Raw genomic sequence first — 25,358 nt, 5'->3', positions numbered from 1 at the left:
CCGCACCGGCGCTGCCGCCTGACAGTACGAACGGAAACCGCCGCCAGATCCTGTCCGGCGGCGGTTGTTCTTTTGACTTAGGACGCTGGCAAGACTTCAGGCGTCAGCCTTTGCCCTTCCACGGCACCAGAATCCGTTCGGCCCAGCGCATCAGCATGTCGATTCCAAAGCCGATGATCCCGATCAGGATAATCCCCATGATCACGATATCGGTGTTCTGGAACTTGGATGCGACCATGATCATCATGCCCGCGCCTTTTTCCGCCGCCACCAGTTCAGCCGCCACAACGGTGCCCCAACACACGCCCATCGCAACCCGCGCGCCAGTAAAGATTTCCGGCAGGCTGTTAGGGATGATGACATAGCGCATGATCTGCCATTTGCTGGCCCCCAGCGAATAGGCCGCGTGCACCTTGCTGATCTTCACGCCCGACACGCCCGATCTGGCCGCAATCGCCATGATCCAGAGCGCCGCAAGAAACAGCAGGATGATTTTTCCGGCTTCCCCGATACCCGCCCAGATGATCACCAGCGGGATCAATGCCAGTGGCGGAACGGGACGCATGAATTCGACAATCGGATCAAACCAGCCGCGGAACCAGTTGCTTAGCCCCATTGCATAGCCCAGCGGAATACCCACCAGTGCGCCCAGCAAAAACCCGACGACAACGCGAAACAGCGACCAGCCCAGGTGGCCCAGCAATGACGTGTTGCGGAAACCTTCGCTGGATATCTTGATCATCCGCTCCCAGACCGCCTCTGGTGATGGCAGGTAAAGTGGTTCCATCTGCCAGCCTTTTGTCGGCTCGAAATTGGGCGTGCCCTTGTCCGAAAGACTGACGACACCGCCTTCAATCTCGACAGACTGCCCCGGCGATACCGGCGTACCGTTAATGGCAACAATCTGCGCGCCATCGCTTTTCTTGACGTCATCGTTTTTGTCGACCGACACAAGAACACTGCGCCACGCCGCCACAGTTGCCGAATCGTCTTTCGCAAACCCGTCAGAACCGGACACTTCGGGCGCGTCTGGATTTTCGTCGCGGCCATGAACAAGCACCGTCACCGTTGCATCGTCGCGTTGCCCGTCCGCGGTTTCGGCGGTGTACACAAAACTGGTCGTGCCCTGATACGGGCCGGGTGCATGCATGAACGACGGCAGTAACGCCGATCCGGTAAACATACCCCACATAACAAAAATCGTGATGATGGAAATCACACCGGCAATCCGGTTGGGCGTTACGGCGCTTTCATCACCGAATGTCACGGTCTTCAGGGATGTGTAATCATTCTTGGCGGCCTGATGCGCCACCCGCGTCACGATGTAAAAAGAAACAGCGAAAATGGCGGTATATATGAGCAGAGGGATCATGCTGTTTCCTCCGTACGGCCCATAATTTCTTCTTCCATATCCCAGATCATACCCAGAATTTCTTCACGTGTTTTGGCGTAATCCGTATGCTTCTTCACCTCGCGAAGATCAGCACCAACACCCAGTTCCGCAAAGGGCAGCCGGTATTCCTTGTGAATACGTCCGGGGCGCGGGGCCATCACCAACAAACGTTCACCCAGCAACAATGCCTCTTCCACGGAATGGGTGATCAGAATGATCGTCTTGCCGGTTTCCTTCCACAGTTTCAGAACCAGCGATTGCATCTTTTCACGCGTCAGCGCGTCCAGCGCGCCCAACGGTTCGTCCATCAGAATGACATCGGGATCATTTGCCAGACAGCGGGCCAGTGCCACGCGCTGCTGCATCCCGCCTGACAATTCGTAAACCGCCTTTTCCTTGAATTCCTGCAAGCCGACGACATCCAGCAAGTGATTGACGATCTCGGCCTTGTCGTGTTTGGGCATGCCCTTCATCGACGGGCCAAACCCGACATTTTCGCGCACCGACATCCATTCAAACAAAGCACCCTGCTGAAACACCATGCCGCGTTCGGCATCCGGCCCGTGGACCTCGTGCCCGTTCATCACGATCTTGCCCTCGGTCGGGGCCAGAAACCCCGCAAGGATATTCAACAACGTGGTTTTACCGCAGCCCGATGGCCCCAGCACCGACATCAGTTCACCCTCTTTGAGGTGCAGACTGACATCTTTCAACGCCTGAACGGACCCGCCATTGGGCAGGTCAAATCGCATGGAAATTTTTTCGATTGATAATCCGGACATGGGCTCTCCCTCAAGGAATGCAGTCGGACGTGTGCATGATCTGCACACCGGTATTCAGATGATACGAAAACGGGGGCACGGCCTGTGCCGTGCCCCCGATCCGAACTGGCTTACATGCCTTGCGCGGCTTGCAACGGCCCGGTGTTGACCGTGCCTTCATAGCTGTCCATCGCGGCATCGATGCTGCCTGCTTCCACGAACACGTCGGCGACGCCTTTCATGAATTCCTGGCTACCACCGCCCAGCCACTTGCCGGACAACTGGTCGTCAACGGACGGGAACACAAACGTATCCATTGTCGAAGCCGTGGCATCGACATCCATACCGGCGTCTTTGGCGATCACGGCCAGCATTTCATCCCGGTTCGATCCGGCATTCCACATTGCGTTGGCGTCTGCCGTCACTTTCAGGAACTTCGCCAGCATGTCGCCTTCTTCGGCGACAAAGCTTGCCGGCGCGCTGGTAACGTCAAACACCAGAATGCCCAGCTCTTCTTTCTCGGCACCGGTCAGCAATACGTTGCCGTGCTCTTTCATGCGACGCAGCGCGCCACCCCAGCCACAGGCCATATCCAAAGATCCCTGTGCAAGTGCCGCAGCACCTTCGGCAGGGGCCATATCAACAACATCCATACTGCCAACGTCGACGCCAAAGTGGCTCATCTGTTTCAGAAAGCCGTAATGCGCGGCTGTGCCCAGTGGCACGGCCACTTTCTTGCCGGCCAGTTCGGACGCGCTGCCTTGGTCAATCTCAAGCCCGCTGGCGACGACGCAGTTGTCATTGTCGGCATAGGACACCGCAACATCGACAATCTGGATATCCTGACCGGCGGATGCTGCCACAACAAAGGGTGGTACACCCTGGCTGACGCTGATCTGCACGTCGCCCGATGCCATCGCGGCGCTCATCGCTGTGCCGGTGTCAAAGCTGACCCAGTTCACGGTTGTGCCCAAAGCTTCGTCATATGTTCCGTTCACTTTCGCGTACTGAAACGGCATCGGCCATTCAAGAAAGTAACCAACGGTGATGTCCGCCAAAGCGGCATTCGCGACTGTCAGCATGGCAACACCAGCAACGGCACCCATCAGTTTCGATTTCATGTTCATAGAAGATTCTCCCGGTTTGATCGCCGCCTTCAAGCGGCTTTGTTTGTCATTGGGGGCGGTTGTCCGCCTCTTGTGCGATTACAGCACCGCATCAGGTGAAAACCTGTGCTTGCCGGTGATCCCAACGCAAAAGGCACCGCCGATCAACATTTTTTCACACGATCCGCGCGAGTTTGAAGAATGCGTATTCCGGTATCGGAAACCCGAAATTGGTCTTTTTAACATGAAATCATGTATTTGCCGCGCAATTGCGCCAGTTTTTGTTGGGAACGTGAACGCTTTTGGCCCTACAGGGATGTCGCAACTGGCCCTATCCAGAGTCGCAATTTAGTGGTGATTTTTGATCAAATTACGGGCATATTACTGCCAGATAACGTTTGGCATTCCTTCTTCACAGAAAGGTCACATCATGGACGGCACGTTTAAAGACAATGATATCAGTCATGTGGTGCAAGCCGACAAGGCGCATGTCTGGCACCACCTGATTCAGCATAAACCCTTCGAATCTACGGATCCGCGGATCATCGTGGAAGGCAAAGGCATGCGCGTCTGGGATCAGAAGGGCAAAGAGCATCTGGATGCTGTTTCCGGCGGGGTCTGGACCGTGAATGTCGGCTATGGCCGCGAATCCATCGCCAACGCCGTGCGCGATCAGCTGATCAAGCTGAACTATTTCGCCGGCTCGGCCGGGTCGATCCCTGGCGCGATCTTTGCCGAAAAGCTGATCGAAAAAATGCCGGGAATGAGCCGCGTCTACTATACGAACTCCGGTTCCGAGGCGAACGAGAAAGCCTTCAAGATGGTGCGGCAACTGTCGCATGCAAAATATGGCGGCAAGAAATACAAGATCCTGTACCGTGATCGCGATTATCACGGCACCACAATCGGCGCGCTGTCTGCCGGTGGTCAGGATGAACGCAACGCGCAATACGGCCCCTTTACGCCCGGATTTGTACGTGTCCCGCATTGCCTTGAATATCGCGGTTTTGAACAGGACGGGGCCGATCTGGAAAACTACGGCCAGTGGGCCGCCGACCAGATCGAAGCGACCATCCTGCGCGAAGGTCCGGAAACTGTCGGATCGCTTTGCCTTGAACCCGTTACCGCGGGCGGTGGTGTGATCACGCCGCCGAAAGGCTATTGGGAGCGGGTCCAGGAAATCTGCGAAAAATACGAAGTGCTGCTGCATATCGACGAAGTCGTGTGCGGTGTCGGGCGCACAGGCACGTGGTTCGGCTATCAGCATTTCGGCATCAAACCCGATATGGTGACAATGGCCAAAGGCGTCGCTTCGGGCTACGCCGCGATTGCCTGTCTGGTGACAACCGAAGGCGTCTTTGACAAGTTCAAGGACAACGCGGACGATCCGATGAACTATTTCCGCGATATTTCTACTTTTGGCGGGTGCACCGCCGGCCCGGCTGCGGCCATTGAAAACCTGCGGATCATTGAAGACGAAAACCTGCTGGAAAACACCACAGCGATGGGTGCCCGTCTGATCGACAACCTGAATGCGCTGGCAGACAAACACGTTGCCATTGGTCAGGTGCGTGGCAAAGGCCTGTTCTGCGGTGCCGAACTTGTCGCCGATCGCGAAACACGCGCACCGATGCCGGAAAAACAGGTGGCCGCCGTCGTAGCCGACTGTATGGCGCAGGGCGTCATCATTGGTATGACCAACCGGTCGGTACCCGGCTACAACAATACGTTGTGCCTGTCGCCCGCGCTGATCGCCACGCCGGATGACATCGACGAGATTACAACCGCCATTGATGGCGCATTGGGTCGCGTTTTCGGCTAAATCCGGCCGGTTTTCCGGCACGTACAAAATTGGCCCCGAACGGTATTTGAAATTTACCGGTTCGGGGCCATTTCGCATTTCATGACCAGTTTGAACATCCAAACCACACGGCTTGTGTCGCGTCGATCATGGCTTGCACTACCGGTTGCGTTGGTTGCGGGGCATCTTTGGGCGGGCGATCTGATGGCGGACGATCAAAAGCCGGTACAGGATTATTCCTGGACCTATCTTGCCGATACCGTGATGGGCGGCGTGTCCGAGGGGCAGGCAGGTTTACAGAACCGCAACGGTTCCACTGTCCTTCAACTCACCGGAACAGTCAGCACGGAAAACCGCGGTGGCTTCATCCAGGTCCGCACGGCTTTGCCCGATGGCCTGCCCCCGACTGCAATTGGCATCCGCTTGCGGGTGCGCGGCAACGGACAACAGTATTTCGTTCATCTGCGAACGACATCAACACGCCTTCCATGGCAATATTATCAGGCCCCGTTTGACACGTCGGCCAACTGGCAGATTGTCGATATTCCGCTGGACCGGTTCAAAGCGTCCGGATCGATATTGCCGGATCAGGTCAAACCCGAGGCCATCCGATCGCTTGGTATCGTGGCCTACGGTCGGGACCATCTGGCCGATGTGTCCGTTCAGTCGATCGGAACCTATGCCGCGCAATAACAGCGGCAACCGGCCATGGCTTGCGCTGACGTGCGCGGATCTGCCAACGCACGTTTTCACCCGAAATGACATGATTCTCCACTTACAAGCCGAACATTTTTGATACCAATTGTCTCAATAATGCAGCTTCATATCCGAATTTTCCCTAGTGATTCCCGACGCTTACGTGGCTTTTTCACCAGAATTCCCTGCGGTTTCATTTCCTGATAAGTCCAGATTGAACTGGCCCTAAGTCCAAAGTACACTCGACAAATGTCGCTTCCTGTTGAAACCTTTTTTCTGAAACCTGACATGCAAGGCACCTTGCAGGCGCAGATACAGCAGATGATTGCGCAGGGCATATTATCCGGGCGATTTACCAAGGGCGAAAAACTGCCTTCTACCCGCAAGATGGCCAACCATCTGGGCGTCAGCCGCATCACCGTCACGCTGGCTTATACCGAACTGCTGGCGAACGATTATCTGACATCACAGGGTCGTTCAGGATATTTTGTATCCCCCAATGCACCCATCCCCCCCGATTTCGCACCCTCTGCTCCGCAACAGGATGCCGTCGATTGGGCCCGCGCGATCGGGCGGCGGTACACCGGCGGCGATACCCCCAGCAAACCGCAGGACTGGGCGCGCTACCGGTTTCCTTTCATCTACGGACAGGCCGATCCTGCGCTGTTTGATCACGCGAACTGGCGGCACTGCGCCCTGCAGGCAATGGGACAAAAAGACTTCACACCGCTGACCACGGATTATTACGATCAGGACGATCCGCAACTGATCGAATTCATTGTGCGCCACACCCTGCCGCGCCGTGGCATCAACGCCCGCCCGGAACAGGTTCTGATCACGCTGGGCGCACAGAACGCATTGTGGCTCACCGCACAAATCCTGCTGACGCAGCGCCGCACCGCAGCCATCGAAGACCCCTGTTATCACGCCCTGCGCGATATCCTGACCCAGTCGCGCTGCCATTTATCGCCGATCCGCGTCGACAAGGATGGCTTGCCCCCCGATGCCATCCCCCCCGGCACCGATGTGATATTCACAACGCCCAGCCACCAATGCCCGACCACGGCAACGATGCCTCTGGACCGGCGGCGCGCGTTGCTGGAACGGGCCCGCCAGATGGAGGCGCTGATCGTCGAGGACGATTACGAATTTGAAATGTCCTTTCTCAAACCGCCCTCGCCCGCGCTGAAATCACTGGATCCGGACGGGCGCGTTATTTATGTCGGCAGCTTTTCCAAATCGCTGTTTCCGGGCCTGCGGCTTGGCTACCTTGTCGGGTCCGAACCCTTTATCCGCGAGGCCCGCGCCCTGCGCGCCAGCGTATTGCGCCATCCGCCCGGCCATATCCAGCGTACGGCTGCCTATTTCCTGTCCCTTGGGCACTACGATGCCCTGATCCGGCGCATGGGGCGGGCGTTCCATGAACGGCGCAGCGTGATGGAAACCGCCATCGCCGAAACAGGATTGCGCATCGCCGGTCAGGGTGCGTTCGGGGGGTCGTCTTTCTGGATGCAGGCACCGAGCCACGTCGATACCGATATACTTGCGAAAAGGCTATTAGGCGACGGCGTGATGATCGAACCCGGACGCGCCTTTTTCAGCGGCACAGGACGCCCCAAACATTATTATCGTCTGGCCTACTCTTCAATTCCGGCATCCAGAATACCGGACGGGATTGCACGGATTAAGACCGCGATTGACAACTTTTGATACACTGGCCTTATCGCGGGGGCCTATCTGGCCCTAACTCGCTTTGGCCAAACGCCCTAAAACCTTTGCAAGCTTAACCGCATATGCGCGATCACCCATTTTTCCGAAGGATCACAGCCATGAAAATGACGACCGAAGAAGCCTTTATCAAAACACTTCAGCGGCACGGGATAGAACATGCCTTTGGAATCATCGGGTCGGCCATGATGCCGATCAGCGATCTGTTCCCGGTTGCCGGCATCACCTTCTGGGATTGCGCCCATGAAGGCAGCGCCGGAATGATGGCCGATGGCTACACCCGCGCCACCGGCAAGATGTCGATGATGATCGCCCAGAACGGCCCCGGCATCACCAATTTCGTGACCGCCGTGAAAACCGCCTACTGGAACCACACGCCGCTGCTGCTGGTCACACCGCAAGCCGCGAACAAGACAATCGGTCAGGGCGGATTTCAGGAAGTCGAACAGATGAAGCTGTTCGAAGACATGGTCGCCTATCAGGAAGAAGTGCGCGATCCGACCCGTATCGCCGAAACCCTGAACCGTGTGATCCTGCAGGCCAAACGCGCCAGCGCCCCCGCGCAAATCAACGTGCCGCGCGATTTCTGGACTCAGGTCATTGATATCGAAATTCCCGAAATCGTCGAATTCGAACGTCCCGCGGGCGGTGAAGCCGCGATTGCGCAAGCGGCCGATCTGATCGGAAATGCCAAGTTTCCGGTTATTCTGAATGGCGCGGGCGTTGTCCTCGCAGGTGCGATCAAGGATACGATCGCTTTGGCCGAACGTCTGGATGCGCCGGTTTGCGTTGGTTACCAGCACAATGATGCGTTTCCCGGTTCGCACCCGCTTTTTGCCGGTCCGCTGGGCTATAACGGATCAAAGGCCGGCATGGAGTTGATCAACAAGGCCGATGTTGTTCTGTGCCTTGGTACACGCCTGAACCCGTTTTCGACATTGCCGGGTTACGGCATCGATTACTGGCCCAAGGACGCCAAGATCATTCAGGTTGATATCAACCCCGACCGGATCGGTCTGACCAAGAAAGTGACCGTGGGCATTATTGGCGACGCCAAGAAAGTGGCTCAGTCCATTCTGGCGAAACTGCCTGAAAACGCTGGCGATGATGGCCGTGCAGAACGCAAGAACCTGATCGCGACAACAAAATCCACATGGGCGCAACAACTGTCCAGCATGGACCACGAAGAAGACGATCCCGGCACCACATGGAACGAACGCGCCCGTGGCGCAAAACCCGACTGGATGAGCCCGCGTATGGCGTGGCGTGCGATTCAGGCGGCTTTGCCCAAGAACGCGATCATTTCGTCCGATATCGGCAACAACTGCGCCATCGGCAACGCCTATCCTTCGTTTGAAGAAGGCCGCAAATATCTGGCACCCGGCCTGTTCGGGCCTTGCGGTTACGGCCTTCCGGCTGTGGCAGGTGCCAAGATCGGATGCCCCGATGTGCCTGTCGTCGGTTTTTCGGGCGATGGTGCATTCGGCATTGCTGTCAACGAACTGACAGCGATCGGGCGCGAAGAATGGCCCGCGATGACGCAGATCGTGTTCCGCAACTACCAGTGGGGCGCGGAAAAGCGCAACTCGACCCTGTGGTACGAAGACAACTTTGTCGGCACCGAACTGGACACAGGCGTGTCTTATGCCGGTATCGCCAATGCCTGCGGTCTGAAAGGTGTCGTGGCCCGCACGATGGACGAACTGACCGATGCGCTGAACCAGGCGATCAAGGACCAGATGGAAAACGGCGTGACCACCCTGATCGAAGCGATGATCAATCAGGAACTGGGTGAACCGTTCCGCCGTGATGCCATGAAGAAACCGGTCGCCGTTGCAGGCGTCTCTGCCGCCGATATGCACCCGCAGACAGGCGCATGAACCGGTGCCAACCGGCCTGACATTACGTTGCCTGCCAACGGTACGACCTTGAAACCGCTGCGCGACATACACAAACGCGCAGCGGCAAGCCCAGCGCGGATTGTGCTGAGCGAAGGCCACGATCCAAGGGTCGTGGCCGGTGCCGTTCAGGCGGTCAAGGCCGGGTTTGCATCGGTCGTTCTGGTCGGTCCGCACGACATAGTGGCCCGACAATTATCTGATGCAGACGGCGACGGTTTGTCAGGCATTACGATAGAAGATCCGGCAACATCCGCGCATGGTGCGGATCTGGCCAACCTCTATTTCGAACTGCGCAAACACAAAGGTGTCAGCGAAGACGTGGCGCGCGAACAGGCGCGCGATCCATTGATTTTTGCGGCGCTGATGGTGCGGGTCGGTCTGGCCGACGGCACCATTGGCGGTGCGGTCTGCACAACATCCGATACCGTCCGCGCCGCGATCACGATGATAGGCAAGACGCCGGACGCGGCACTGGTTTCCAGCTTTTTCCTGATGGTTTTACCCGACAACCATTTCAGCGGTATCGATGCATTGGTGTTTTCCGATTGCGGTCTGGTGATTGATCCGTCCGCATCTGAACTTGCCTCGATCGCCGTGGCAGCAGCGAAATCCTACACCGCCATGATGGCACAGCCCGCGCGGGTTGCGATGCTGTCTTTTTCGACCAAGGGCAGCGCGCATCATGCCCATGTCGATAAAGTGGCAAAAGCAACGGAACTTGCGCGGGAACAAGCCCCCAACCTGCTGATTGACGGTGAGATGCAGTTTGACGCTGCGTTTGTGCCTTCTGTTGCGGCAACCAAAGCGCCGGACTCCGCCATCGCGGGGAACGCCAACGTCATGATCTTTCCAGACCTTGATGCCGGAAACATCGGCTACAAAATCGCACAGCGGATCGGCGGCGCAACCGCCATCGGCCCGATTCTTCAGGGACTGACCAAACCCGCCAATGATTTGTCGCGCGGATGTTCTGCACAGGACGTGTTCAACATGATCGCCGTAACCGTGGTGCAGGCCCAGTCTGCCAAAGCTGACCGGAAAGAACCCTAGACCATCCCGCGCATTTCGCGTTTTGAAAAACAGAATTCCGATTGATCGGGTGTGAACAGAAAATTGTCGTGCTATTCGGGGTCTCGCACTAGCGTGTACCGAACGCCAAGGAGTAGAGATGCCGCATCGCCAGCCAACCCTCGACACGTCGCCGCATGTTTCGGACGAGGTGCGCAAAACCACCTGCTATATGTGCGCCTGTCGCTGCGGGATCAATGTGCATCTGAAAGACGGCAAGGTGGCCTATATCGAAGGCAACCGCGATCACCCGGTAAACAAGGGCGTGTTGTGCGCCAAGGGCAGCGCGGGCATCATGCAGGTCAACGCGCCGTCCCGCCTGCGCGCGCCCCTGAAGCGGGTTGGCCCGCGCGGATCGGGCGAGTTCGAGGAGATCAGTTGGGACGAGGCGCTGGATCTGGCAGTCAGTTGGCTCAAACCGATCCGTGACACCAATCCCGAAAAGCTGGCGTTCTTCACCGGTCGTGATCAATCGCAATCCTTCACCAGTTTCTGGGCACAGAATTTCGGCACGCCCAACTATGCGGCCCATGGCGGATTTTGCAGCGTCAACATGGCGGCGGCAGGTATATACACGATGGGCGGGGCGTTCTGGGAATTCGGCCAGCCCGACTGGGACCACACGAAACTGTTCATGCTGTTCGGCGTTGCCGAAGACCATGACAGCAACCCGATCAAGATGGGCATCGGCAAGATCAAGGCGCGCGGTGCCAAGATAATCGGCGTCAATCCGATCCGCACCGGATATAATGCCGTGGCGGATGAATGGGTCGGCATCACACCGGGCACAGACGGATTGTTCATTCTGGCGCTGGTGCATGAACTGATGAAGGCGGGCAAGATCGATCTGGATTATCTGGCGCGCTATACCAACGCGCCGGTTCTGGTTGATTCAGACCCCAAGTCGCCGGAATACGGTCTGTTCCTGAAAGACGACGATGGCAAACCGCTGGTTGTCGACCGCGTCACGGGCAAACTGACCGCCTTTGACAAACCCGGCGTACGCCCCGATCTGTCCGGTACGCATCGCAGCGCCGGCATCACCCATGTGCCCGTGTTCCACATGATGGCAGATCGTTATCTGGCAGACGAATACGCCCCCGAGGCGGTGGCAGACCGCTGCGGCATCCCCGCCGCCAAGATCAAAACCATCGCTGCCGAACTGGCCCGCGTCGCCTTTGACGAAGCGTTCGAGATCAAGCAGGAATGGACAGATTTCCGCGGCGAAAAACACGCCAGCATGACAGGGCGGCCTGTATCCTTCCATTCGATGCGCGGTGTCAGCGCCCATGCCAACGGGTTTCAGACCTGCCGCGCGCTGCATGTGTTGCAGATCCTGCTGGGCACGGTCGAGGTGCCGGGCGGCTTCCGCTTTAAACCGCCCTACCCCAAACCGGCCACGATCCACCCAAAACCGCATTGCAAGGTCACACCCGGCGCGCCGCTTGACGGCCCGCATCTAGGCTTTGTGCAGGGGCCGGACGATCTGGCCCTGAAAGACGACGGCACACCGGCGCGCATCGACAAGGCATTTACCTGGGAAAACCCGATGTCGGCGCACGGACTGATGCACATGGTGATCAGCAACGCCTATGCCGGTGATCCCTACAAGATCGATACGTTGTTCATGTACATGGCAAACATGTCGTGGAATTCCTCGATGAACACGCGCGGCGTGATCGACATGCTGACTGACACGGATGAAAACGGCGATTATGTGATCCCGCGCATCATCTATTCGGATGCCTACAGCTCCGAAATGGTGGCCTATTCCGATCTGATCCTGCCCGATGCCACCTATCTGGAACGCCACGACTGCATCAGCCTGCTGGACCGCCCGATCTGCGAGGCTGACGCCGCCGCCGATGCCATCCGCTGGCCCGTAATCGAACCCGACCGCGATGTGCGCGGCTTTCAATCCGCGCTGTGCGATCTGGGCGCACGTCTGGGCTTGCCAGGGTTCGTGACAGAAGATGGCAGCCAGAAATACGCGGATTACGCCGATTACATCGTCAATCACGAACGCAAACCGGGCATCGGCCCGCTGGCCGGCTTCCGCGGCGATGGCTCTGACACCGGACGCGGTGATGTGAACCCAGATCAACTGGACAAATACATCGAAAACGGCGGCTTTTTCGTCAGCCACATTCCCGAAGGTGCCGATTACTATAAACCATGGAACATGGCCTATCAGGACTGGGCCGTGAAAATCGGCCTCTATGACGCGCCCCAGCCCTATCTGTTCCAGCTTTACGTGGAACCGATGCGCAAGTTCCAGCTGGCCGCCGAAGGTCACGGAGATCGCCAGCCCCCCGACCATCTGCGCGACCAGATCAAATCGCGCATGGACCCGCTGCCGATCTGGTATGAAACCGACCAGACCGGCAACGAAGGCTTTACCGTCAACGCGCTGACGCAACGGCCGATGGCCATGTATCATTCGTGGGGCTCGCAAAACGCATGGCTGCGCCAGCTGCACGGGCGCAACCCGTTGTATCTGCCAACCAGACTGATGCAGGAACACGGGTTCAAGGATGGCGACTGGGCGCGCGTATCCTCACCGCACGGTGCCATCCGCGTACCTGTTGCGCATATGGCAGCGCTGAATGAAAACACCGTGTGGACATGGAACGCGATCGGCAAACGCAAAGGCGCGTGGGCACTGGAGCCCGATGCCCCCGAAGCGACCAAGGGCTTTCTGCTGAACCACCTGATCCACGAATTGCTGCCGCCCAAGGGCGATGGTTTACGATGGGCCAATTCAGACCCGATCACCGGTCAGGCGGCGTGGTTCGACCTGAAGGTGAAGATCGAAAAGGTCGATGACCAGACCGAATGCGAACCTGCCTTTGACGCGATCCAATCCCCCGTCGGCACCGGCCCGAAAGAACTGAAATGGAAGGTGGGTAAATGACCGAACTGCCAACCCGTACCGAGAAAAAGCTTGGCCTTGTCATTGATCTGGACACCTGCGTGGGCTGCCATGCCTGCGTGATTTCCTGCAAGGGCTGGAATACCGAAAACTACGGCGCGCCGCTGTCGGATCAAGATCCTTACGGCGCGGACCCGTCCGGCACGTTCCTGAACCGGGTCCATTCCTACGAGGTGCAGCCCGCAACCGGCCCCGCGCAACTGATCCACTTTCCCAAATCCTGCCTGCATTGCGAAGACGCGCCCTGCGTCACGGTGTGCCCGACCGGCGCCAGCTATAAACGGGTGGAAGACGGCATCGTGCTGGTCAACGAAAGCGATTGCATCGGCTGCGGCCTGTGCGCATGGGCCTGCCCTTATGGCGCGCGCGAAATGGACGCCGCAGCAGGGGTGATGAAAAAATGTACCCTGTGCGTCGATCGTATCTATAACGAAAACCTGCCCGAGGATGACCGCCAGCCCGCCTGCGTGCGCACCTGCCCGTCAAACGCACGCCATTTCGGCGATCTGGGCGATCCCGACAGCGAAGTATCCAAACTGGTGGCGGATCGTGGCGGTATGGATCTGATGCCCGAACAGGGCACCAAACCGGTCAACAAATACCTGCCCCCCCGCCCCAAGGACAGCTATGAACAGTTCGATGTTCTGGCCCCGTTTCTGGACCCCGTGATCGAAGAGCCCAAAGGCTTCCTTGGCTGGCTTGATAAAACGCTGGAGAAGCTCTGACATGCATCCCGCCCCGTCTGTTATTGCCTTTACCACTTTGTCCGGCCTTGGCTTTGGCCTGTTGTTCTGGCTGGGTCTTGGCTATCCGCCTGTCACCGGCTGGACCGCCTTTGCCTTTTTTGCCATTGCCTATGTTCTGGCCGTCGGCGGCTTGCTGGCGTCAACCTTTCACCTTGGCCATCCCGAACGCGCGCTCAAGGCGTTTACCCAGTGGAAAACAAGCTGGCTCAGCCGCGAGGCATGGATGTCTGTCATGGCGCTGACGGTCATGGGCCTTTACGGCGCAGGCGCGGTCTTTTTCGGGGCCCACTGGGCGCCATTGGGATGGCTGGGCGCGCTTTTGTCGCTTGCAACGGTCTACACAACCTCGATGATCTACGGACAGTTGAAAACCGTGCCACGCTGGAACATCCCGCTGACACCGGTCATGTTCCTGAGCTTTTCACTGGCCGGTGGTGCGTTGCTGGCGGATCAGACCACATGGGCCCTTGGCCTGCTGGTTGTCGCGGGCCTTGTGCAACTGGCCTATTGGATAATGGGGGACAAGGCATTTACCGGTTCGGCCACAACCATGGCCAGCGCGACGGGTCTGGGCAACATCGGCACCGTGCGCGCCTTTGAACCGCCCCACACCGGCACCAATTATCTGCTGCGCGAGTTCGTTTATGTCGTGGCCCGCAAACACGCACAGAAACTGCGGGTGATCGCATTGGCGCTGATGGTGGTGGTGCCGGTCATATTGTTGGCGCTGCCTTTCAACCACATGTTCGCCGCCCTTGCGGTGCTCAGCCACCTGATCGGAGTTGCAACTTCTCGCTGGCTGTTCTTTGCCGAGGCAGAACACGTCGTCGGCCTCTATTACGGCAAACGATAGGCGGCGTGCTCGACCCTGACGGGATCGGGCGACCGTGCAATCAGTCGATCAGGCCCGCGTGGCGCATCGCGGCATCGATCTGTGCCTTGGTGCTGTCCATCAATCCGGTCAGGGGCAGGCGCACTTCTTCGCTGCACATGCCCAGACGCGACAAGCCGTATTTGGCCCCGACAAGACCCGGTTCAACGAAAATCGCTTCGTGCAGGGGCATCAGCCGGTCCTGCAATTCCAGCGCCTTGGCGTAGTCCCCTGCCAGTGTCGCGGCCTGAAACTGCGCGCACAGGGCCGGAGCCACATTGGCGGTGACAGAGATACAGCCCACACCACCATGCGCATTGAACCCCAGCGCGCTTGCATCTTCTCCGGACAATTGCACAAAATCTGCGCCGCAGGTCGCACGCTGCTGGGACACACGCGCAACATCGCCGGTTGCGTCCTTCACACCGATGATACGCGGCAATCTGGCCAGTTCGCCCATAGTGTCTGGCGTCATGTCGATGATCGACCGGCCGGGAATGTTGTAGATGATGATCGGCAGGTCGCAACAATCGTGCAGCGCGGTGAAATGCGCGATCAGCCCGCGTTGCGTGGGTTTGTTGTAATAGGGCGTCACGACAAGCGCGGCATCCGCGCCGACGGAATGGGCGTGCTGCATCAAACGGATGCCTTCCAGCGTGTTGTTGGATCCGGCACCGGCGATCACCGGTTTGCGCCCTGCAACCAGCCGCACAACCTCTTCCACGACTTTTTCGTGTTCCTTGTGGGTCAGTGTCGGGCTTTCGCCTGTCGTTCCCACAGGCACGAACCCGTCAGTGCCTTCACCAATGTGCCATTCGATCAGCTTGGCCAAAGTATCCAGATCCAAAGCTCCGTTGCGAAACGGAGTGACAAGCGCGGGCATAGAGCCTTTGAACATTATGTGCGTTCCTTGTATCTGGCGGGGCAAACAACCCGGTGGTAAAAGCTGACACATGCTCTAGGTTTCCCGGTTGAACCAGACCGCATGCACGATATTGTTTCAGCGTCTATCCCTGACATGGCCCGAAATGCAAGACATGACACGAAATCTGATCGCTATACTCCTCGTCCTTGGCTTGGCTTTTCCCGCCATTGCGCAATCCCCGCGACCATTGGGGCAGGCGATGGATGCAATGCGTGGCGGCAATTGGGGAAACGCCGGCCTTTTGGCCGAACGGGACGGTGCCGTAGCGCTGGACGTGATCGAATGGCACCGCCTTCGCGAAGGGCGCGGCAGCTATGAAGAGGTGATCGCGTTTCTGGAACGGCGGCCCAACTGGCCCGGGCTGGAATGGTTGCGCCGCAAATCCGAACCGGTGGTTATCCAGCAATCCCATCAGGACGTTTTGAATTTTTTCGCCAAGGTTCCCCCGCAAACAGCCGGCGGCGTGCTGTCATACGCCCGCGCGCTGGACTCTGTCGGACAATCCGAAAAAGCCCGCAAGGAAGTGATCAATGCCTGGCGCACGATGCGTATGGGCGCGGGCGAACATGCGCTTTTTCTCGGCGCACACGAAACCCTGCTCAAAGATCACCATATTGCGCGGCTGGATTATATGCTTTGGCGCGGCTGGACGTCAGATGCCAACCGGATGAAGGCCCTTGTGCCGCAAGGCTGGCAGGTTCTGGCCCAGGCCCGGATTGCACTGCGTGACGGCGCGGACGGGGTCAACGCCCTGATCGACAAGGTGCCTGCCAGTTTGCAGTCAAACCCGGGGCTGGCATTTGATCGGTTCGACTGGCGGGCGCGCAAAAGGCTGGACACGGCGATCGACCTGATGCTGGAACAAAGCACCAGCGCAGAGACACTGGGCCGCCCGGATGCCTGGGCACCGCGCCGTCGCACCATGGCGCGAGACCAGATGCGCGAGGGCAATGCAAAACGTGCCTATGCAATCGCGGCGCAAAACCATCTGACCGAAGGGTCGGATTATGCCGATCTGGAATGGCTGGCCGGATACATCGCCCTGCGCAAGCTGAACGATCCGAAAACCGCGCTTTATCATTTCAAACGCTTTGATGCCGCCGTGGCTTCGCCCATCTCAAAGGGCCGCGCCGGATACTGGACCGGACGTGCCTATCAGGCGTTGGGCGATGCGGCGGGCGCGCTAAGGGCATTTGAAGACGGGGCGCAATACCAGACATCATTTTACGGGCTTCTGGCCGCCGAAGCAGCAGATACACCATTTGATATCAGTCTGGCGGGTCAGGAAGAATTCGGCGCCTGGCGTAGTGCCAGCTTTTCAAAATCCAGCGTGTTCGAAGCCGGGCTGTTGTTGCTGGCATCAGGCGAGGTTAATCTGGCCGAACGGTTCCTGACACATCTGTCGGAATCCCTGTCACGGACCGAAGCCGGGCAACTGGGCGACATGGCGATGGAACTGGCCCAACCGCATCTGGCCGTCATGATCGGCAAGCGGGTTGCGACGCAGGGAACCGTTTTGCCAGCCGCCTATTACGCCCTGCATCCAATGCGCCAGATGGATCTGCCGATGGCGCCGGAAATGGTGTTGGCCATTGCCCGGCGCGAAAGCGAATTTGATCCCGGTGTGGTCAGCGGCGTTGGCGCGCGGGGCCTGATGCAGATCATGCCCGCAACCGCACGCGAGGTTGCAGGCCAGTTGGGCCGTGGCGCCGAACACAGCACCGACCGCCTGCTTGTCGACTGGAAATACAACGCCGAGCTTGGGGCGGCCTTCCTGTCGACGCTGGCGGGGCAATTTGACGGAAATGTCGTGATGATGTCCGCAGCCTACAATGCCGGCGCCAGCCGCCCGATCCGGTGGATGCAGCAATACGGTGATCCGCGCAGCAATGCTGATCCGGGTTTTGACGTAATCGACTGGATCGAACACATCCCGTTTCGCGAAACCCAGAACTACGTGATGCGTGTCACGGAAAGCCTGCCGATCTACCGTGCGCGACTAGGGCTTGATCCGCTGCCCGTTCCCTTTAGCGAAGAACTAACCGGTTCGACGTTGCGCGCGTTCGCGCCAAAAAGTGAATAGCCCCGCCGCCACGATAATCCCCGCCCCGATCGCCACATTCTGTTCAACGGTTTCGCCAAACACCGCGATACCCAGAACCGATGCGAAAACCAGTTGCAGATAGGCAAAAGGCTGCACGGCGCTGGCCTCGGCCACCTCGTAGCACTTGATCAGCAACCAATGGCCGGTCACGCCCGTCAGGCAAAGCGCCGCCATCCAGCCCCAATCCGGCTGCGTCATCGGCTCCCACGCCCAAAGGCCCAGCGCCGTCATCGCCACAGCCCCCGTTACACCTGTCCAGAAAAAGCTGGTCGCGGTGGTGTCACGACGCGCGGCATAGCGCGTCAGCAGCCCATAGACGGCAAACATGGTCGCCGCGATCAGCGGAATGATCACCGCCGGATCGAAAACCCCGATCCCGGGCTGCAGGATGATCAGAACGCCGACAAACCCGACCCCGATCGCCGACCACCGCCGCCACCCGACCTTTTCGCCCAGAATAGGGCCGGACAGGGCCGCCACCAGCAGCGGATAGCAGGTGAAAACCGCATGGCTTTCGACCAGACCCAGAATTGTGAAACTGGCCACCATCACACAGATTTCCGTCGACAGCAGAACGCCGCGCACGATTTGCAGAACCGGCTGTGTCGTCCGCGCCGCCGCACCAACGCCACCGGCCTTGCGCGCCGCAATCGAAATCACGAAGGCGGCGAAAAACCAGTACCGGATCATGACGATCATTAGCACGTTGTATTCCCCCGCCAGATGGCGCGAAATGCCGTCCTGTACCGAAAATACGAACGTGGTCAGCACCATCAGCCCGATCCCCAAAGGGATGTTGTTGGATTGTGTCATTGCAGCATGGCCTTTGTCATATGGCGCTTGCGGCCATACCCTGGCACGCGGGTGACAGAAAACCCCGCCTCTTGCAATCCGCGACGCACAAACCCCGCAGCGGTATAGGTGGCGATGCTACCGCCCTTTTCGGTGTGCAGGGCCACCTGCCGCATCAGGTCAGGCCCCCACAATTCGGGGTTCTTGGCGGGTGAAAACCCGTCCAGATACCACGCATCGGCCTTGCCGGCCCAACGGGGCAACGTTTCGCGCGCATCCCCCACGATCAGATCCAACTCGACACCACCCGCAAATTCAAACCGCCCGCCGATCTCCGTCCAGCGGGCAACAAGGTCCTGCGCGATGCCAGCCAGCTCCGCGAACGGCTTTAGCGCCTGCGCGATGTCATCCCTGCGCATCGGAAACGCCTCAAAGCTGGAATACCGCAAGGTTCCGGCCCTGCCGGACGCCCGCCAGCTTTGCAACGTGGCCAGAAAATTCAGACCGGTGCCAAAGCCAAGTTCCGCGATATGAAACCCGTCCCTGAACCTGTCCGGCAGATCATTGCCATGCAGAAAAACATGGCGCGTTTCATCCAGCCCGTTTTCCAGCGAATAATACGGATCGTCAAAGCGCGTCGACACTGGCACATCTTCATTGCGCCATTCTATATCTGGATGCTGGTTCTGCATGGCTGGGTCCATTAAAGTCTGCCCGAGCGCGGGACAATGAAGTGAGGCAGGTAAATTGGCAATGCCGGATGTAACCATTCGCGGTGCAGGTATTTTCGGGTTGTCCATCGCATGGGCCTGCCTGCAACGCGGCGCGCGCGTGCAGGTCATCGACCCGGGCGGCGTTGGTGCCGGATCAAGCGGCGGCATTGTCGGCGCGCTGGCGCCGCACACACCGGAAAACTGGAACAGCAAAAAGGCGTTCCAACTGGACAGCCTGCTACTGGCCGGCACGTTCTGGGCCGAAATCGATGCCACATCCGGCCTGTCATCAGGCTATGCCCGCAGCGGACGGCTGCAACCGATCCCCGATGAAATTGCTCTCGAACGGGCGAAAAACCGTGGCCGCAACGCCGAAACCCTCTGGCAGGGCAAAGCCGTGTGGGAGGTGGTGCAGGCAGATCGCGATTGGGCGCCGCTCAGCCCGACAGGGTACCTGATCCATGATACTCTCAGCGCGCGGATACATCCGCGACAGGCCTGTGCCGCACTTGCCGCCGCGATCACGGCACGGGGTGGGCGCATCCTGTCTGATGCCCCCGATCAGGGCGCGGTGATCTGGGCCACCGGCGCGCACGGTCTGGACCAGCTGAGCCAAGAACTGGGCCGACCGGTCGGCGGCCCGAACAAAGGTCAGGCGGCGCTGTTGCAGCCCGCCGCCCCGCTGCCGCCGGATGCGCCGCAGATTTTTGCCGACACCGTCCATGTCATCGCGCATGCCGACGGTACAATTGCCATTGGCTCAACCAGCGAACCGGTCTTTGATGATCCGGCTGCGACAGATGGCAAACTGGACGCCGTCATTGCCCGCGCCCGCGCCGCCGTTCCGGCGCTGCACGATGCCACGCTGATTTCCACCTGGGCCGGATTGCGCCCCCGAAGCCGATCCCGCGCGCCTGTTCTGGGCACCTATCCGGGGCGGGCGGGCCATTTTATCGCCAATGGCGGGTTCAAGATCGGCTTTGGCATGGCACCGCGGATCGCCACGGTGATGGCCGATCTGGTGCTTGACGGGGCGGATCATATTCCCGATGAATTCAGGCTGGAACCACCCGGCACAGCCTAATCCGCCGTCGCACTCATACATTGCCGCCCGTCCGGCCCGCGCACCCACAAATCACCGTCTTTCCAGCACAGGCTTGCGGTTTCGAAATGCATCAGCGGGGCAGTCGCGCGAAAGGCAAATCTGCGCAGCGTTCCAAGGTGGGATTGCGCCAGAAGCATCAGATGTTGCGCCAATAGCGGACCATGAACCACCAATCCGGCATAGCCTTCCACATCGCGGGCATAATCCAGATCATAGTGGATGCGATGCCCATTGAAGGTCAGCGCGGAATAGCGAAACAAAAGCGTCGACGAAAACGCCACATCGTGCCGGTCCGTTTCATCGCGCGCGGCCATCGGCGGTACCGGTCGCGGGGCATCGGGCGATGGATCTTCCCGATAGACCAGATCATGCCATTCGCTCAGGCACAATTGCCCGTTCTGATGAATATCATGGCGCAGGGTAACAAAGGCCAAAGGCCCGGTGCGGCCGTCTTTGCGTGCGGCGCTTTCCAATACACTGGTTTTCACCGCATCAACGCCCGCAAGCAGCGGTGCGTGAAATTCAAGCCGCCCGCCCGCCCACATCCGGCGCGGCAGGCCCATATCGGGGATAAGCCCGCCCACTTTCGGGTGCCCGTCACGCCCCAGTTGATCGGGCGGTTGTGGTGCCCAGAAATACAGCTGGTGAAAAAACGGCGGCAGAGCACTGCCCTGACGGATCGTCGGCGCCTGCCCCAACGCAATTTCAAACGCAGCCGCCCGCGCCGGATCCAGAACATCGGTTTGACGGTGTTCGCCCTGTGTCGCATCATCATTCATAAAGCGCAGGATATGGCGCTGACCGGAAAGGGGCAATTGCCGATGACACCACACATTACCGCAATCGATCATCTGGTGTTGACGGTTGCCGACATCCCCCGAACGATCCGGTTCTATCGCGACGTTCTGGGCGCACAGCCCAAGGAATTTCCCGTTGCCGATGGCAGCACCCGCTGGGCGCTGGATATCGGGGCGCAAAAGATCAACCTTCATCTGCACGGGAACGAATTCGAACCGAAATCCGCACATCCGACGCCGGGTTCGGCAGATCTGTGTTTCCTGTCAGATGCCCCTGCCGATCTCTGGTGCGCGCACCTTGCCGCACTTGACGTGCCTATCGAGGACGGCCCGGTTAAGCGCACCGGTGCAACTGGCCCGATCCTGTCGATCTATCTGCGCGACCCCGATCAGAACCTGATCGAAATCGGCACGCCGCCGGGTACCTAACGCCCGATTTCCGCGCGCAGCGCCGTCATCAGTGCTTTCAGCGTCTTGGTGTACATTTCGCTTGTCAGGTGGCCCTGATCGTCGAATTCATTGCTGCTGTCGGCCAGATGCACCTCTGGACCCTGCAGGATACGGGGGCGAAACGCCACAAGACAGGATCGCAATGTGGTTTGCGCCCGTTCCCCGCCCGCACGCCCCGCTGCCGCCGACATCACCGCAACCGGTTTATCCGACCATGGGTTGCCGTCTGTCCGGCTGACCCAGTCCAGCGCATTCTTCAACACACCGGACAAGCCCTTGTTGTATTCCGGCGTTGAAATGACCACAGCGTCTGCTTGCGCAATCTGGTCCGCCAGCCGCTGCACCTCGGACGGGATCCCGTCTGCGTCCTCGTCATCGCCGTTATAAAGCGGCAGCAACAGGTCGGCTTCGACATAGGTTGCATCCCCGAACAGGCGCGCGGCTTCGCGGATCAACTTGCGATTGGTCGCGTCCTTGCGCAGGGAACCGGAAATCCCGAGAAGTACAGGCTCTGACATAAACTGGTCCTTTGAATAATTGCGTGTGCTGCCTTACGTAACCTTTGAGTTACAAAAACAAAGGGCTTTGGTGCGAAACCGGGGCCATTCGCGGTAAATGATGCAAACGGCGCGAATGCTTTTGGCAAATCCCTGCAATGCCGGGGTTTGGTTTCCCGTTAGCTCTTCAAAGCCGCCTGTGTCTGACCATGTGGGTGTGGAATGGCGATGAACGGCCTCGGTGCGGACGATGCGCCAGTTCGTTACTGCCTCAAGAACGTTCGCTTCGAAAAACAAAGTAAAAAGCCGAAGTTCGCAGCCACCCGGATTAAACGTCAAAAAAATTCCGAACTTGCGCCTCGAACACAAAACGCATTCTTTACTTCTCAAAGTTTAACAAATTGGAGAATGCACAAGCAATGTCGCGCATTGTTTCGTTTGCCAAATCGGGCCTCGATATGGATGCGCTTCATCGTGCCATGCTGGCTGCATTCTCTGACTACGTTGTTCCTCTGCAACCAGATGCAGATACATTTCGATCAACGCTGAGCTCTAGAGGTTTCGATCCCGAGGCGTCCTTTGTCGCCGTCGACGGAGATGAAATCATCGGATTTTGGAACGTGGCGACGCGCAACACCAAACGGTACCTGATAGGCAGCGGCACACGGATTGGTCATCGACGCAAAGGATTGGCGTCAAGCTTGGGTATGGCGGCGATAAATGCGGCAGAGAATGCCGGGATTGAGAGCTTTTGGCTCGAGGTTATTGAGGGAAACGAAGGCGCTGAACGTCTCTATACGAAGATGGGGTTTGACGTGACCAGAAAGCTCGACTGTTATCGGCTTGATCATCCATCTCCTGATACGTCCTCATTCAAACTGGCGGATTTCGGCACCGTTGCGAATGCCATTCAAAGGTATTCGACTTGGGAGCCGACCTGGCAGAACGCCAAGGAAACCATTTCTGGCCTGCGGCTGACGTCCTTCCTGCACGAAAAAGGCGGAGCGATCATTGGCGCTGGTGGCCTCGTGCATCAGATTGCCGCCAGCGAACCCTCGGCATTGGAAGACCTCCTTGCTGCGGCAGCCACGGTCGGCTCTCTGACATTGGTAAATGTCGATTGCTCTGACAGCGCCTTACGGTCCCTTCTGCAGGAGCTTGGGGCTCACCGCTTCATCGTTCAGTCGGAAATGCGTCTGTTGTTGCCGAAAGTATCTTAGCGGTCTTTCGAACTCGGCGCAGCATCGGTAACTCTGGCCTCATTCCAGCCATTGCTGTTCCAGCTTCTGAAACGCATTGACTGCGGCACCTGCAATGCCGGGGTGTGGTTTCCTTTTTGCTCTTTGAAGCAGCTTGCGGTTGCAGAATGGCGATGAACGGCCTCGGTGCGGACGATGCTGCTATTCACGAGCACAGGTCAAACGTACTCAATTGTGTCTATGCGGCGACCGCTTCGACAATGTGAATTCTGGCCGGGACAGCAATGCCATCTTCGCTTTGATACTGTTTGCAGGCGTCAATGATCGCAGCTCTGATGTCATCAAGTTTATGTTCGTCGACCTCAACGTCCTTGAGCATCATGCCAACCGTTACTTTCATGTGAAGGTCTGCAACGCGTTCCGCCGAGCCGGGCGGGCGCAACAACAGATCAAATGTTTCGATCTTGGATTTCCAGCCAGTTCGCTCCAAGATCGTTTCAAGAGCAGTTGGGTCACCAAACCGCATTGGCCCCGGTCCAGAAGGATCCGGCCTTTGTACGTCCGCGATCATTTGATCGACTATTCTGCGAGGCATGGAAAACCACGGATTTTCACGAGGCGTGGCCCATACTGTTGCCGTCATACGTCCATTGGGCTTAATCGCGGATCTAAGATTCTTGAAGGCGGCATCGTTGTCATCAAAAAACATAATCCCGAAGTTTGCTATAACCGCGTCGAACATGTCTTTTTCATATGGATGTGAGCCAGCGTCTCCTACGATCAGTTGGACATTGTCTGGCGCACGTTCCTTGGCAACAGCAACCAAAGGCGAAGCGACATCAATTCCAAGTACACGGGCCTGATCCCCCACTGATTTGGCTGCATGAAGGAGTGTGGGTCCAGTGCCACAGCCGACATCCAATACGGTTTCCCCAGATTTCAGTTTTGCCGCTTCAAAAAGTGCTTCGAATACCTCGCTGAAGGAGGTTTCCAAATCTGGAGCCGCCTCCAGCCAAGGACGCGCCATTTCATCCCAATCCATAATTAGTCCAATCTGAATAGTTGCAAGAATATGATCAGCATAGCGGACATTCGATTGTCACGCAGCATCGGCCACTCCGGCCTCAATCCTGACAGTGCCTCGAAGCCCAATTGGACCGCCCCTGCCATTGTCGGACGACACGGAACACTTGTTTTTCGGGATGCAGGCGACCTTGGCCAAAATCGGGCTCTAGCTGGAGAACCGTGCCCGAACGGTCTCGATGTCAAGTTGGTGTTCCGTCAGACCTTCGGCCTCCCATTCGCTTCTTTCCGCCTCGAAAAAGTCGCCACCGTAAATGTGCAATGCACCGGTAAGCCGGGGAATTGGATTGGTCACGGAATGAATGATATCCGCACCCATCGGGCAGACGTCGCCGGTTGACAATGCCTTTGCACCGGCCGCTTCGATCAGCCCGTTTGGGTGATCTTTGATGCGGCGCCAGAATATGTTGTCCTCGCGGCCACCGTAGATGCCTATCACAGCCCACATTTCGTGGTTATGAGGCGGGATGGTCGTTGACGGTTTCCACGCCAGATTCACGATCGTCAGTTTTGACGATTGATAAAGCGGGGTAATGCCCGGCTCTGTCGGCGCTCCCAGCGACGCAAGCACATCGGCAGGATCAGACATTACGCGCCGCATTACTTCGGCAGCTGATTTGTGTGTCGGGTCTGTTTCAACAGCTTCGACGCAGTCTGCGACAAATCTATCAATATCGAACATCCAGCAAT

The 25,358-nt window shown here is 58.3% G+C and carries 23 protein-coding genes; 13 read left to right on the top strand and 10 right to left on the bottom strand.

Annotation, left to right across the window (positions count from 1 at the left end):
• Positions 1–103: 103 nt before the first annotated feature.
• The 3 genes from OLX72_RS08235 to OLX72_RS08225 all read right to left on the bottom strand — a co-directional run bounded on the left by OLX72_RS08235 (position 104) and on the right by OLX72_RS08225 (position 3,275).
• Positions 104–1,372, bottom strand: coding sequence for an ABC transporter permease (locus OLX72_RS08235; protein ID WP_114871641.1), 1,269 nt, complete (start codon positions 1,370–1,372; stop codon positions 104–106).
• Entirely contained in the window at positions 1,369–2,175 is an 807-nt protein-coding gene (locus OLX72_RS08230; RefSeq protein WP_114871642.1) for a taurine ABC transporter ATP-binding protein, read from the bottom strand. The genes OLX72_RS08235 and OLX72_RS08230 overlap by 4 nt, the downstream gene beginning before the upstream one ends.
• Before the next feature lie 110 nt (positions 2,176–2,285).
• Entirely contained in the window at positions 2,286–3,275 is a 990-nt protein-coding gene (locus tag OLX72_RS08225; protein ID WP_217621161.1) for a taurine ABC transporter substrate-binding protein, read from the bottom strand.
• Between OLX72_RS08225 and OLX72_RS08220 the strand changes: the two genes are divergently transcribed.
• From OLX72_RS08220 to OLX72_RS08180, 9 genes are all read left to right on the top strand, one after another.
• Positions 3,274–3,612 carry a hypothetical protein gene (locus OLX72_RS08220; protein ID WP_162798137.1) on the top strand — a complete coding sequence of 113 codons (339 nt, stop codon included), beginning with the start codon at positions 3,274–3,276 and terminating at the stop codon, positions 3,610–3,612. The genes OLX72_RS08225 and OLX72_RS08220 overlap by 2 nt on opposite strands.
• A 78-nt stretch (positions 3,613–3,690) precedes the next feature.
• Positions 3,691–5,082 carry an aspartate aminotransferase family protein gene (locus tag OLX72_RS08215; protein ID WP_114871645.1) on the top strand — a complete coding sequence of 464 codons (1,392 nt, stop codon included), beginning with the start codon at positions 3,691–3,693 and terminating at the stop codon, positions 5,080–5,082.
• An 81-nt stretch (positions 5,083–5,163) separates the two neighbouring features.
• Entirely contained in the window at positions 5,164–5,754 is a 591-nt protein-coding gene (locus OLX72_RS08210) for a CIA30 family protein (protein WP_114871646.1), read from the top strand.
• A 252-nt stretch (positions 5,755–6,006) separates the two neighbouring features.
• Entirely contained in the window at positions 6,007–7,467 is a 1,461-nt protein-coding gene (locus OLX72_RS08205) for a PLP-dependent aminotransferase family protein (RefSeq protein ID WP_114871647.1), read from the top strand.
• Positions 7,468–7,586: 119 nt separating this feature from the next.
• On the top strand, positions 7,587–9,365 hold the full coding sequence (gene xsc, locus OLX72_RS08200) for a sulfoacetaldehyde acetyltransferase (protein ID WP_433990253.1): 1,779 nt from the start codon (positions 7,587–7,589) through the stop codon (positions 9,363–9,365).
• Between the two features lie 48 nt (positions 9,366–9,413).
• Positions 9,414–10,436: a phosphate acetyltransferase gene (pta, locus tag OLX72_RS08195; protein WP_433990252.1), complete on the top strand. Its 1,023-nt coding sequence runs from the start codon at positions 9,414–9,416 to the stop codon at positions 10,434–10,436.
• A gap of 118 nt (positions 10,437–10,554) precedes the next feature.
• Entirely contained in the window at positions 10,555–13,368 is a 2,814-nt protein-coding gene (locus OLX72_RS08190; protein WP_114871649.1) for a molybdopterin oxidoreductase family protein, read from the top strand.
• On the top strand, positions 13,365–14,111 hold the full coding sequence (locus tag OLX72_RS08185) for a 4Fe-4S dicluster domain-containing protein (protein ID WP_114871650.1): 747 nt from the start codon (positions 13,365–13,367) through the stop codon (positions 14,109–14,111). The genes OLX72_RS08190 and OLX72_RS08185 overlap by 4 nt, the downstream gene beginning before the upstream one ends.
• A 1-nt stretch (position 14,112) precedes the next feature.
• Positions 14,113–14,985 carry a dimethyl sulfoxide reductase anchor subunit family protein gene (locus OLX72_RS08180; RefSeq protein WP_114871651.1) on the top strand — a complete coding sequence of 291 codons (873 nt, stop codon included), beginning with the start codon at positions 14,113–14,115 and terminating at the stop codon, positions 14,983–14,985.
• Between the two features lie 40 nt (positions 14,986–15,025).
• Here OLX72_RS08180 and dapA read toward each other — a convergent pair whose 3' ends face one another.
• Positions 15,026–15,901: a 4-hydroxy-tetrahydrodipicolinate synthase gene (gene dapA / locus OLX72_RS08175; RefSeq protein WP_433990251.1), complete on the bottom strand. Its 876-nt coding sequence runs from the start codon at positions 15,899–15,901 to the stop codon at positions 15,026–15,028.
• Positions 15,902–16,040: 139 nt separating this feature from the next.
• On the opposite strand from dapA, the gene OLX72_RS08170 reads away from it, so the two are divergent.
• Positions 16,041–18,011 carry a lytic transglycosylase domain-containing protein gene (locus tag OLX72_RS08170; RefSeq protein ID WP_433990250.1) on the top strand — a complete coding sequence of 657 codons (1,971 nt, stop codon included), beginning with the start codon at positions 16,041–16,043 and terminating at the stop codon, positions 18,009–18,011.
• Here OLX72_RS08170 and OLX72_RS08165 read toward each other — a convergent pair.
• Positions 17,967–18,845, bottom strand: a complete 879-nt coding sequence (locus tag OLX72_RS08165; RefSeq protein WP_433990249.1) for a DMT family transporter — start codon at positions 18,843–18,845, stop codon at positions 17,967–17,969. The two genes, OLX72_RS08170 and OLX72_RS08165, sit on opposite strands and share 45 nt — an antisense overlap.
• Entirely contained in the window at positions 18,842–19,516 is a 675-nt protein-coding gene (gene mnmD, locus OLX72_RS08160; protein WP_162798138.1) for a tRNA (5-methylaminomethyl-2-thiouridine)(34)-methyltransferase MnmD, read from the bottom strand. Before mnmD ends, OLX72_RS08165 begins: the two co-directional genes overlap by 4 nt.
• A 61-nt stretch (positions 19,517–19,577) precedes the next feature.
• Here mnmD and OLX72_RS08155 point away from each other — a divergent pair, with 61 nt between their 5' ends.
• On the top strand, positions 19,578–20,621 hold the full coding sequence (locus OLX72_RS08155) for an NAD(P)/FAD-dependent oxidoreductase (RefSeq protein WP_114871656.1): 1,044 nt from the start codon (positions 19,578–19,580) through the stop codon (positions 20,619–20,621).
• Here OLX72_RS08155 and OLX72_RS08150 read toward each other — a convergent pair.
• A complete protein-coding gene (locus tag OLX72_RS08150) occupies positions 20,618–21,421 on the bottom strand; it encodes an FAS1-like dehydratase domain-containing protein (RefSeq protein WP_114871657.1) in 804 nt (267 codons plus the stop codon). The genes OLX72_RS08155 and OLX72_RS08150 overlap by 4 nt on opposite strands.
• A gap of 42 nt (positions 21,422–21,463) precedes the next feature.
• Between OLX72_RS08150 and OLX72_RS08145 the strand changes: the two genes are divergently transcribed.
• Positions 21,464–21,868, top strand: coding sequence for a VOC family protein (locus tag OLX72_RS08145; protein WP_114872457.1), 405 nt, complete (start codon positions 21,464–21,466; stop codon positions 21,866–21,868).
• Here the strand turns inward: OLX72_RS08145 and OLX72_RS08140 are convergent.
• Positions 21,865–22,407, bottom strand: a complete 543-nt coding sequence (locus OLX72_RS08140; RefSeq protein WP_114871658.1) for an NADPH-dependent FMN reductase — start codon at positions 22,405–22,407, stop codon at positions 21,865–21,867. The genes OLX72_RS08145 and OLX72_RS08140 overlap by 4 nt on opposite strands.
• 398 nt (positions 22,408–22,805) lie before the next feature.
• Between OLX72_RS08140 and OLX72_RS08135 the strand changes: the two genes are divergently transcribed.
• Positions 22,806–23,606, top strand: a complete 801-nt coding sequence (locus OLX72_RS08135) for a GNAT family N-acetyltransferase (RefSeq protein ID WP_433990248.1) — start codon at positions 22,806–22,808, stop codon at positions 23,604–23,606.
• 217 nt (positions 23,607–23,823) lie between these two features.
• On the opposite strand, the gene OLX72_RS08130 is transcribed toward OLX72_RS08135, so the two are convergent.
• Together OLX72_RS08130 and OLX72_RS08125 are read right to left on the bottom strand one after the other, a co-directional pair.
• Positions 23,824–24,627 (bottom strand): class I SAM-dependent methyltransferase, encoded by an 804-nt coding sequence (locus OLX72_RS08130; protein ID WP_433990247.1) that lies wholly within the window; start codon positions 24,625–24,627, stop codon positions 23,824–23,826.
• A gap of 189 nt (positions 24,628–24,816) precedes the next feature.
• The gene (locus OLX72_RS08125) at positions 24,817–25,350 is read right to left on the bottom strand and encodes a hypothetical protein (protein ID WP_114871662.1); all 534 of its coding nucleotides are present in this window, start codon (positions 25,348–25,350) and stop codon (positions 24,817–24,819) included.
• Between the last annotated feature and the right edge of the window lie 8 nt (positions 25,351–25,358).

Source organism: Sulfitobacter sp. TBRI5 (assembly GCF_051013555.1).
Lineage (GTDB): Bacteria > Pseudomonadota > Alphaproteobacteria > Rhodobacterales > Rhodobacteraceae > JL08.
This window is presented reverse-complemented; position numbering and strand designations above follow the sequence as displayed.